Below are 12,209 nucleotides of genomic sequence, written 5' to 3' on the forward strand. Positions count from 1 at the left end.
TGAGAGAAGCATTATGAGCAATAATAATCCAATAATCGAAGTAAAAAACCTGGTTAAAGACTTCCCTATCAATGCCAATGCATTGAAGAAGAACCACATGCGCGCACTAAACGATGTATCGTTTAACCTTTACAAAGGTCGTGCATTGGCTATCGTAGGTGAATCTGGCTCAGGTAAATCAACCAGTGCGAAAATCATCGCTAAAATGTACAGCCGTACAGCGGGTACGGTTAAGTACCACGGTCGTGACATTGATGAGTTCAACCACAAGCAGTCTTTGATGGAATACCGTGAAAGCGTGCAAATGATTTTCCAAGACCCGTTTGGCTCTTTGAATCCAACGCACACTATTTTCCATCACCTAGCGCGTCCTTTGCTACTACACAAAAAAGTAAGCAGCAAGGCTGAACTACCAGAGCGTATTTACTCGCTGCTTGAGCGTGTAGGTTTAACACCAGCAAAAGAAACTGCTGAAAAGTTCCCACACCAATTATCGGGTGGTCAACGCCAACGTGTTAACATTGCACGTAACTTAGCGGTTGAAGCGGAAATCATTCTTGCTGACGAGCCAACCTCGATGCTTGACGTGTCTATCCGTCTAGGTGTTTTAAACCTAATGGAAGACATGAAGAACGACGGCATCTCTATGATGTACATCACTCACGATATCGCCACTGCACGTTACTTAGCAGAAGACATCGGTGTAATGTATGTTGGTCACTTAGTTGAATGGGGTGAAGTTGACGAAGTACTACAAAAACCAGCTCACCCATACACTCAACTATTGATGTCTGCGGTTCCTGATCCAGAGAAAAGTATCCACGACAACCTAGAAGGCGGTCGTAAGGGTGAAATCCCACTTTGGACACCAGAAAGTGTAGGTTGTCCATTCTCTGGTCGCTGTCTACAGGCAATGGATAAGTGTAATCAAGCACTTCCTGAGCCTAAGGAAATCGCACCTAACCACTTTGTTCGTTGTTTCTTGCACGAGTAGTTATAAAAAAGATATTTAAGGATCCTGCCATGCAGCTTTTGACTAACCACATTGGTTATCAAGTCGGCGCAAATAAAGTGGCAGTTATCAAAGCAAAAGCCGGACTTGTAATGAGCCCGGCTTCTTTGATTTCATGCCAGGATAAAAGCGTTTGTTTTAGTGCTGAAATTGAGCCTCAGGGCCAAGTCGACCAGTGGAGCGACTGGTATTTTTACAAAATTGATTTTAGTGAATTCGATCAACAAGGTGACTTCGTATTAGAAGTGGAGAGCGAAGGCCAACGTTATACTTCGCATGCCTTTAGCATTGCACCTGAGCTATTACTTCATCGTACCTTATCTGACAACTTGTTCTATTTTAAAGGCCAACGTTGCTCGGGTAAGTTTGACAAAGCCGATCAGAACATGACATTTTGGCAAGATGAAAGCCGCACTAAAGATGTTCGCGGCGGCTGGTTTGATGCCAGTGGTGATATGAGTAAATACCTCAGCCATTTGTCTTTTTCAAATTACCTCAATCCACAGCAGATCCCTATGGTGGCGTGGAATTTGATCCGTTGTCACCGTGAGCTTAGCCCGGCCGAAGACATCATCAAAATAAACTTAAACAAACGCATTTTGGATGAAGCACTCCATGGGGCCGATTTCCTCGTGCGGGTATTGGACGAAGAAGGTTATTTCTATATGACCATTTTTGACCAATGGAGCAAAGACGTTAATAAACGTCATATCTGCGCTTATGAAACCCAAAAAGGCATCAAAACCCAGCAATGGCAAGCGGCATTTCGCCAAGGCGGTGGGGTAAGTATTGCAGCACTAGCCGCAGCGTCTCAATTACCAGCAGAAGGCGAATTCAGCCCAGCACAATACCTAGCCAGTGCCGAGAAAGCCTATGCCCACCTTTGCCAACATAACGTAAGTTATTGTGATAATGGCAAAGAAAACATCATCGATGAGTACTGTGCCCTACTTGCCGCGGTCGAGCTGTTTAAAGCCACCAATAATAGTGAATACTTGTCTGAAGCTCAGCGTTGGTCACAGCGATTGCAACAGCGTCAGGTGAGCGATCAACAAGTACAAAACTGGTGGGTTGTTGAGCCAGGCAGTGATCGTCCTTACTTCCATGCTGCTGAAGCAGGCCTGCCTGTGATCAGTTTGCTTGAATACAGTCAAATTGAACCAGACAGTCAATTGCGAGAGCAAGCCTTAGCGACGGTGAAAAAAGCGGTTGAGTTTGAACTTAACATCACAGCTGAAGTCACTAACCCTTTTGGTTATGCACGCCAATACATCAAGGCCGTCGACCAAGCTAAACCTCGCACCTCTTTCTTTGTTGCGCAAAACAATGAATCTGGATATTGGTGGCAAGGTGAAAATGCACGTTTAGGCTCTTTAGCCGCCGCAGCCAAAATGGCCGCGCAAGTATTTGCGTACGATAGCCAATTAGCCTCTTCACTGAATGCATTTGCCCAGCAACAACTCAATTGGGTGTTAGGCCTAAATCCATTTGATGCCTGTATGCTATATGGTCACGGCCATAACAATCCCGAATACGTGGATGGTTATCCCAGTGCACCGGGTGGCATCTGTAATGGTGTGACAGCTGGCTTTGACAATGAGCGTGATATTGCCCTTGTACCTGAAGCGCAAAAGGATGACTTTTTCCAAAATTGGCGCTGGGGAGAACAATGGATCCCGCATGCTGCTTGGTATATGCTAGCAATCACACTTAAATAATCGTTAATTTCGCTTGGCTATATGCCAAATGAATCAACCCAGCGTGCACAAATGCCATGTGCACGCTGAACATTTTTGGGGTTTACCTTGGCTATCGTACTTGAAATAACCGAACTTCGTAATGGTCAGCACAATTACAACGCAGACTTTACTTTGACTAACCTTAGCCAAGCGTCTATCTGTAACTGGACGCTTAACCTATTTCTTGTTGGCTTATTAGATCCTGCAAAATCACACAATGTTGAGCTGGTTCGCCAATCTGGTAGCTTTATTTCGTTAAAGCCTGCTGGCGCGATTGATTTAGCACCCGGTGCAACATTTAGTTTCACCCTGCAGATTGATAAGTTAGCACTTAATAAGATCACCGATTTACCATCTGGCATTTACCTGTCAGAACAAACCACACAACAAATACATCAAGTTGAATTTGCACCTTTTATTCTGCCCCATGTGGAAGTGAATCAGCGAGAGCCGCTTAATCAAGCGCTACCACAAACTTATCCTGTGATCCCGCAGCCCAATAGCATGACGCAAGTGGCTGGCACCCTAGTAAATCAAGCTCACATATGGATTTCAGGCGCAGAGCAGCTCGCACAAGAAGTAGAGGTTTTTACCGCCCAACTACAGCATCATAGCTTGCATCCCGACAATGCGATTCAAGTGCTATGTGTCAATCAGGAGCACATTCCAGCGCAGGGCTATGAAATTCAATTTGCAAACAACATCACCATAAAAGCCAGCGATAACCTTGGCTTTAGCTATGCTTTCGCCAGCTTAGCGCAATGTTTAAATGCCAATAAAGACCTGCCCTATGGTGAAATAATTGATCAACCAAGGTTTAACTACCGAGGTTTTATGCTTGACTGCGTACGCCACTTTAGAAGTGTCGACAAAATCAAACAGCTGATTGATTTATTAAATTACTACAAGTTCAACACGCTTCATTGGCACTTTACCGATGATGAAGCATGGCGCATTGAGATCAAGGCTTTTCCTGCATTAACCGAAAAAGCCGCCTTTAGAGGCCATAATCAGGCCATAGAATCGCAATTTGGCAGTGGCTCTGAGCCTTATGGTGGCTATTATACTCAAGCGCAAGCCAAAGAAATTGTAGCTTATGCAGCTAAACGCCATATTCAAGTGATCCCAGAGATTGATATACCTGGCCATTCTCGTGCAGCTATTAAGGCGTTACCCGAATTGCTGCTGGATCCCACCGATCAATCTCAATATTGCTCGGTGCAGTTTTATAACGACAATGTGTTAAACCCCGCTTTACCAGGCACCTATCAATTTATTGATGCCGTTATTGATGAGTTATCTGAGATATTCCCTGCCCCCTATTTCCATGTCGGTGCTGACGAAGTCCCAGAAGGCGTTTGGGAAGGCTCAACCCATTGTCAAAAAATGTTAACAGACAACGGCTACAAAGACTTGCGTGAATTACAAGGCCATCTACTAAGATATGCCCAAGATCGATTACGCCAGAAGGGTAAAACCTTAATGGGATGGGAAGAAGCCATTCACGGCGACAAGCTTGAAAAGGATGCCATCATCTTTGCTTGGCGCGGAGTAGACAGCAGCATTGCCGCCGCCAATGACGGCTATCAAGTGGTTGCAACACCAGCTCAATATACTTACCTTGATATGGCGTATAACCGCTCAGAATTCGAGCCTGGCACCACTTGGGCAGCCGATATCGAGCTAGATAAGGCGTATCATTTTGAGCCACTTAATCAGGATTTAACACCACAAGGCAAAGACCGCTTACTTGGCGTTCAATATGCGCTGTGGAGTGAGTTTGTTCGCACCGACAACCAGTTTGACTACATGGTATTTCCACGCTTAATCGCCGGCGCCGAAGTAGCTTGGACTGAACCATCAGCTAAGGATTGGCAAGATTTTCAAGCTCGGCTCAACTTACATTTTGATTATTTAGATCACCGAGGCATTAAATATCGCCATTACAAATAATCATGTAAATTTCTAAGTCATTACTCCAAGCCCACTTAATCAGTGGGCTTTTTGCGTTACAGGAGGCAATAGACTAGTATTTTCAGGGTCATATCTTGGCTTTGCTTTTTAGTCAAACTCCAGCCACCAAAACAAACAAGGAAGAATGATGACCAAAACTGCAAAATATTTACTTTGGTGCTGGATATTTTCCACATTCACTTACGCTCAGCCGATTCAAGTCAGTGATCAGATAGCACCAGAAGCCGCGACAGGTTTTACACCTCAACAGACTCGCAAAGCAAAATCGACTTTAGTTGTCACCGCAAACCCTTATGCCAGTGAGGCCGCTTTCGCGATTATCAAACAGGGCGGCAGCGCTATTGATGCCATGATCACCGCCCAATTAGTCCTCGGGCTGGTTGAGCCACAATCATCCGGTATTGGTGGCGGTGCCTTCTTACTTTATTACGATAAAAAAAGCCAAGCCTTAACCAGCTTCGATGCCAGAGAAACAGCGCCCAATAAGGCCACGGATAAGCTTTTTCTCGATGCAGCGCAAAGCCCAATGGGATTTTTCGACGCAGTTGTGGGTGGGCGATCTGTCGGGGTACCTGGGGTGATAGCCCTGATGTGGCAAAGCCACCAGCAATATGGAAAGTTACCTTGGCAAGCGCTATTTACCCCCGCGATTGAACTTGCAAAGCAAGGCTTTATTGTTTCACCGCGGCTTGCGCAGTTGATCGCCTTAGACCAAAACAAGCTTGGCCAACAAGCGAGCACCAAAGATTACTTCTTTACTGCCAATAACAACCCTATCACTGCGGGTACTCGGCTTAAAAACCCCGCCTATGCCAAGACATTGACATTAATTGCGAAACAAGGCCAAGCAGGTTTTTATCAAGGTGAGCTGGCCAACGCCATGGTCACTGCAGTGCAGCAACACCCCACTAATCCCGGCTTACTAAGCCTTGACGATTTGGCAAATTATCAAGTTAAAACTCGACCAAATGTCTGCTTACAGTATCAAACCATATATCAAGTTTGTGGCATGGGATTGCCATCATCTGGCGCACTCACGGTAAACCAAATCTTGGCATTAACAGAGCATGCAGGGCTAAACAAATATGAACCCAGTCATCCTCAAGCCTGGCGTATCATTGGCGATGCCAGTCGCTTAGCCTTTGCCGACCGAGCCAAATACATGGCCGATCCTGACTTTGTTACCGACTACAGCGACGCCTTAATGGATAAAACCTACTTAAGTAAGCGAGCTAAACTCCTAGCCAGCCCTAAAGCATTAACTGAGGTAACGCCGGGGACACTGACTAGCCAATCCCAAGTTAGCCAATTAGCTAGTCAAACCAGTGAATCTTTACCGTCAACGACGCACTTAGTCATTCATGACCGCGATGGCAATATCGTTTCTATGACATCCAGCATCGAAAATGCCTTTGGCGCCAGACTCATGGTGGGGGGCTTTTTACTCAATAACCAACTGACGGATTTTTCGTTTCAATCCCACCATCAAGGCCAGCCGATTGCTAATCGTGTCACGGCCAATAAACGTCCTCGCTCGTCTATGTCCCCAACCCTAGTGTTTAAACATAATCAGCCTTACATGGTAATCGGCTCACCGGGCGGCAGTCGGATCATTAACTATGTGAGTCAGGTATTAATTGCTCATCTAGCTTGGCAAATACCGCTTCAGCAAGCGATTGAGATGCCTCATCTAGTCAATCAAAACGGCAACTACGAGTTAGAGCAAGATAGCCAAGCTATACAATGGCAAGCACCGCTACAAGCACTGGGATATCAAACTCAAGTCAAGCCATTAAACAGCGGCTTACATGGCTTTGTGATCACAGAGCAAGGCCTTGAGTCGGGAGTTGACCCAAGGCGTGAAGGGCTAGCAATCGGCGAATAACGGTCGAGGTAGCAGATTAATCCCAATCAAACTCATAATAAATATCAAATGCGTTATTGAGGCCACTGACCGCTTCTAAATACAGATTAGGCATGACCTCATAACGCAATGCTATCTCAGACATCGCGGTAAATAAGCCAATCCCATAGCGAATCTGCACGCCGGGTAAGATATAACCAGAAATATTCAACTGCGAATCGTCACCGCTGCCACTCGAATCAAGGGACAAGTCTTTCACTCCTATCGCCTCGCCGATTTGGTTAACTGTGCCCGCACTTTGGCCAACCCCTAAGTTGATTAATACCGACGTCAGCATCGAGTTATCACCGCCATTACTATCAATGGCTTTGCCGCGTAATAAATACGAGAGCGCGTTTTGTTGATCCATCGATGGATTGGAATAGATTTCAATCTCTGGTGCCGAGACCGGCCCTTCCAGTTTTATCCCTGCGGTCACCTTGTCTTCAATCAGGCTAGGATCGCGAATAGCATCCACCGACAAGTAGGGCTGATCCGGCGGCCCAGAAAATATAATCATCCCCTTATTGATCACCAAGTTTTGACCAAAGGCGCGGTAGGAGCCGTCTTCTAAGTGAATTTCACCGTTAACATGCACCGGCTGCTCGATTTTTTTGGTCACCGCTAGCTGACCCTCTAAGTTTGATTTAAGGCCAAATGCATCAATCTTCACCTCTTTGCCCAGCTGCATCTTCAGTTTCATCTTCATCGGCAAGTCGCTGCCATCATCTTCGGCTACATTATCATCGATGATCACCACATCATCCGAAATCGATACCGCACTCGGTGGGAGTGATTTCACCACGATCAATCCTTTCGGCACAAAAATTTCGCCACTGAGGTCCATCTTGGTATTGTCTAAGGTAAATTTAAGATCTGGACTCACAAAGAGTTGAATTTGCGAATGATGGTCTATCTCAATATTTTCACCTTTTAGCGTGACCCAAGCATCAACACCCTCAGCCCAATCCAGCTCTCCATTAACCTGTGCACTGCCGTCGCCGGTTTTTAATTGTCCTAGTAAGGTTGCTTGAGTACCATTTAATTTAAGCTCGGTATTTATATCCGACAACCACATAGGTAGGCTACCTCCGCCAATAATGGCATCGGTTAATTTAGCTCCGCCTTGTATGTTTGGTTCAAGGAGCGGCCCCGCTAAATTCATCTCAAGGTCAAACTTACCTGCAAGCTCCTCAATATCAGGCAACAAATAGTGTAACGCTTGTAAATCTAAACCTTGGTAACTCAACTTCCCTTGGATCTCACGCTCATCATGATATGGCTTAATGGAAACATCCACGTTGGCTTTACCCAATTGCGCCGTATCTAAAATAAGTTTTATCTTTGCCAAGGTTTTGTCTAATTCAGCTTGTAATGTCAGGGCTTCGACGGGTAACTGATGAGTCTGATTATTATCATCGGTGGCCACCAAGTTTATGCCCTTACCCGCTAGGTCAATATTGGCACTGGGTAACTGGCCTTTAGCCCACTTAGCATCTAGCTCAGCCGTTAGCGCGCCTGTTAACGCCATTTGGCTGGGTAAAAAATGCTGCAATCGCGTTAAATCATAATGAGTTAATGTCAACGCTCCTTCCCCACCTTCACCAACCCGAGAGGGGTTGATACAGAATTGGCTTGGAGTCGATGCCCAGCATTGCTTGTCGAGCTGTAACTGATTATTCAAATAAGCTAATTTACCCGCTTGTTGTAATTGCCAGCGCCCTTCTATGGTTTTAAACCACGCTTGTTCTAATTGCCCTTGCCAGCCATTATCAACCCATTGACCCGCCAAGGTCATTTCAGCATTAACAGGCTCACCTACTACCGCGAGTGTTGCTCGGTGAGAAGTCGCACCGCCTTTGGCCTCGAGATTAATGGAGTCAAACAGCAAATCCCCTTGCTTTAAGGATTCTATGACGAGGTTCACTTGACCATTGGGCTGGTTACTCGCCACCACGTCTCCATTTAGAACAAGCTTAGCAATATTCAAATCTTGGTATTGAATACCATTGGCAGACACATTCAGGTTAACCTCAGGGCTATCCAAAGCCCCCGTCACTTTGAGCTTGCCGGCCACCGCCCCTTCGACATCAGGAATTGAAGAACTCAGAGCCGGTAAGTTCAGATCTAAATCGAGCGCTAATTGCTGCTCTACACGCCCCGTTGCATGGATATTGTTTTGACCATTGTTCAGCACGAGCTTATCTATGTCCCATTGCATTTTGCTGTTACCCGATACTTGGCCTTGAATGAGTAAGGGTTGGTTCATAAATTGGCCATTCAGATCCAGCTGCGCTAACTTGACTTGCCATTGCTCACCTTGCAATGCAAATTGATGCTCAATGAGACCATTGAGCACCGCTGGGTAATCAGGTGCTAAGGTAGAGGTGTCTATGCCTTGAAGATTTAGTTTGCCTTGCCATTCGATTTGCTCTGACAAGTTTAACTGTCCTGTAAGCTGTGCAATACCAGACAAGGTTTTCGCATCAAGTTGAGTCACATTTAGCTGTGCTAAATTCCCATTGATCCGGCTACTTACTTCCACCTCGGGGATCCCTTCGCCCGCAGCAGACGAATCAAGGGCAAGGGCAAAATCATCGAGATCCCCCTCTGAACTCAACTCCCCCTGATTTAAATGATATTGAGCTTGGTTTTGTAATGGCCATTGCAGTTTTTGCCACTTCAATTTCAGTTTATGTGGCACCTTAGGATCTAACGGCGCAAGCCAACCTGTTAGGGCCATATCTACTGGGCCCACTAGATCTAATTGAGTGTCTAATTTATCACTATCCCCAGACACCTTTAAATACAAGGTTTGACCAACTAAATCGCCTGCGAGTAGGGGATCGCTAAGCACCTTGGTAAAGAGTTCTAATTGCAGTGGCCAATTCTGTTGCATGGATACCTGTGCATCCAATTTGGCCGATACTTCAGGTAAAACTAAAGATAACTCGGTAAATTTCAAGTCATACTCAGACCAACTTGCTTGAGTATAAAAACTATTGAGTACAAAGCGCTGCTCACCTTGAATGACTTCAATATGACTTAAACCAAGTTGTGGCACAGTAACTGGAATAGGGCTGCGCAGTTCCGGTAAGGTGAAGGGTTCATCCGCCGCGGCGTTAACTGGCGCGGTTTGCTGGCCAGTAGCTGATGATTCATCAACATCCGCAGCAGGAGCAAGCTTGACCACCAAACCATCAATAACCGGTGCTATACTGGCACCTTGTTGATTTATCTGCGCAGAAAGCAGCAGCTGTTTTAAGCTAACATCGATACCCTCTTGACGATAAGCGACATTTTGAATGTCAATCCCTTGAAGACGAACACCGATAGGGATAGTTAGCGACTCAGGCATAACAAAAGGCGTACTTGGCTCTGGCTCCGTCTCATCGGTTGGATGAAAATTTACATCCACCCCATTAACCACCAGCGCGTTAACACAAATCGATTTGGTTAAACAGCCCCAATCAATGCGATAGCTTAGCTCCTCTATCACCACATCTAATTGATCATCTTGCCAAGCAACGCCTTTTAATTGCGGAGCGAATAATAAGGCACCTTGCTCAAGTTCAATTTCTAGTTGAGGTAAAAACTGTTTAGCAAGGTGTAATATCAACACATTGCCGTGATGGGAAATAACTAAAGCAATCACTAGGCTCAGAAGTAACAGCAGCCCAAGTAAAAAACGGCGTAGCCAAATCATCATAGCTCTGGCCCCATCAAAAAGTGAATTCTGATGCCATCTTCGTCACCATTAATGGGCGTTCCGACAAAAATTTTAATCGGCCCGATGGGAGAAGCCCATGCCGCGCCAACCCCAGTGCCATATAATATATCTTCAGAAAAATCATTGGTGGCTGTGCCACCATCAACAAAGGTAGCAATACGCCAATTTTCTTTCACTGGGTAGCTATATTCGATACTTGCCACAGCCAAATACTTACCGCCAATCAGTTTGTTTTCGTCGTCACGCGGGGCAATAGATTTGTACCCAAAGCCGCGAATGGATTGGTCTCCCCCCGCAAAAAAACGCATGGTGGCGGGCACATTTTCAATTGAGTCCACCGCAATAGCACCTAACTCTAACCGTGTTAAAAAACGATGCTTTGGCGTCACCGAACGGAGCCATTTAGTCTGACCATAGAATTTTAAAATGTCTTGATCTGAGCCCCAATATTTACTGGCTACTTCCGTCCCCAATATTTGCTTATCCCCCCAGTGGGCATTGAGGCCACCGCGTACCCGCGTTCGAGTATAAGTGACACCGGGAAGTAATAGCTGAGTCCGCAAATCTTGGTTACCTTGGGTACTGTCCTCTATTTCATATTTAACATAAGCATTTCTGTCCCAGTTGCCAGAGGTCTTGGAAAATCGATTGGCACTGACAGTGTATTTATTACTTTCTGTGTCATTTTCATCAAGGCGCTGATACCCCAATTGAAAATTCCAATAATCCGTATTAGGATCCTTCACCGGTACTTTGTAATAAGCGGCAATGGTTTGTGAAGGTTTACTTAATTCAAAATTAGTGCCTAAGCTGTGGCCGTAATCATTTACCCAAGGCCGGGTCCAATTAAAGCTCATGCGTGGACCGATATCGGTGGTGACTCCGGCTCCAACTTCAAAGCTATTGGTCGGTTTTAACCCCACGGTGATTTCAATAGGCACTTGATTACCGACGGCTTTATCTAAGTTGGGTCTAACCAACACATTGCGAAAATACCCCGTATCGCTTAGCTCAACACTAAACTCAGCAATGTCCTTATTTAGATAAAAATCCCCTTGTTCAAACGTCACCATATTTCTGATTAAGGATTCGGCGGGCGTCGGTTGAGTAAATAAAACCTTGCCATAGCGATAGCGTGTACCAGAATCAAACCAAAGATAAATGGTTGCTTGATTGGTTTTACTTTCTACTTCTACGCTGGCTTTCTTAAATTTGCCGTTAAAGTAACCACGTTGTAACGCTTTACTGGTAATACTGGATTTCACCGAAGCATATAAACCATGGTTGAGAGGTTTATCTTGCTCAAGGGGTAAGTTTTTCAAAAAGGTAAGAAACTCCTCATCGTGGCGCGCTTCACCAAGGACTTGTTTATCAATTTTAGTAATGATCACAGGCTCACCCGCGTCAATGTCCACCACCACGACCAGTTTGCCTGGCGTTTGATCTTTAAGTGAAACCTGTAGCTCTATCTTAGGTTGGTAATATCCTAGCGCCATCAAACTTTTGCCGGTCTCTTCCAATACACTGTCGCGATAGGTGCCTAAATTACGCCCTTGAGGCTCAGAAATCGACAGAATGTAGGATTTAACATTATCTTTGAGATCCCCTTTAACCCCATTAATTGTTAAATCAACCTTCGCAAACGAGCTCCAACTCAGAAAGACACAGAAAAAAACCAATAGCCGCCAGATGAATGCCATAGATAACCTAAGATCCAAACCAAAAAATTCAATAGTAAAGTCTATTATAAAGCCTGATTAAGCTTAACTAGCTTAACGTCTGATATATAGATTTTATTTCACTTTCCTTAACCATTTCATCTAATTCCTGCTTTGAATATGAAAATAGGCT

Annotated in this window: 6 protein-coding genes; 4 read left to right on the forward strand and 2 right to left on the reverse strand. The window is 45.2% G+C overall.

The genetic code is table 11. The features are described from left to right. Positions 1–13: 13 nt before the first annotated feature. From ACK8OT_RS03140 to ggt, 4 genes are all read left to right on the forward strand, one after another. On the forward strand, positions 14–994 hold the full coding sequence (locus ACK8OT_RS03140; protein WP_410195047.1) for an ABC transporter ATP-binding protein: 981 nt from the start codon (positions 14–16) through the stop codon (positions 992–994). 29 nt (positions 995–1,023) lie between these two features. After that, on the forward strand, positions 1,024–2,730 hold the full coding sequence (locus ACK8OT_RS03145; RefSeq protein WP_410195048.1) for a glycoside hydrolase family 9 protein: 1,707 nt from the start codon (positions 1,024–1,026) through the stop codon (positions 2,728–2,730). An 87-nt stretch (positions 2,731–2,817) separates the two neighbouring features. After that, complete coding sequence (locus ACK8OT_RS03150; RefSeq protein ID WP_410195049.1) at positions 2,818–4,704, forward strand: family 20 glycosylhydrolase; 1,887 nt, start codon at positions 2,818–2,820, stop codon at positions 4,702–4,704. A gap of 148 nt (positions 4,705–4,852) precedes the next feature. Then, positions 4,853–6,610, forward strand: a complete 1,758-nt coding sequence (gene ggt / locus ACK8OT_RS03155; RefSeq protein ID WP_410195050.1) for a gamma-glutamyltransferase — start codon at positions 4,853–4,855, stop codon at positions 6,608–6,610. A gap of 16 nt (positions 6,611–6,626) precedes the next feature. Here ggt and tamB read toward each other — a convergent pair whose 3' ends face one another. Together tamB and tamA are read right to left on the reverse strand one after the other, a co-directional pair. After that, positions 6,627–10,337 carry an autotransporter assembly complex protein TamB gene (gene tamB, locus ACK8OT_RS03160; RefSeq protein ID WP_410195051.1) on the reverse strand — a complete coding sequence of 1,237 codons (3,711 nt, stop codon included), beginning with the start codon at positions 10,335–10,337 and terminating at the stop codon, positions 6,627–6,629. Then, a complete protein-coding gene (gene tamA, locus ACK8OT_RS03165; protein ID WP_410195052.1) occupies positions 10,334–12,058 on the reverse strand; it encodes an autotransporter assembly complex protein TamA in 1,725 nt (574 codons plus the stop codon). The genes tamB and tamA overlap by 4 nt, the downstream gene beginning before the upstream one ends. Positions 12,059–12,209 lie beyond the last annotated feature (151 nt).

Origin of the sequence: Motilimonas thetidivivens (genome assembly GCF_046452435.1) — a bacterium.
In the GTDB taxonomy this organism is placed as follows: Bacteria; Pseudomonadota; Gammaproteobacteria; order Enterobacterales; family CBDFNC01; genus Motilimonas.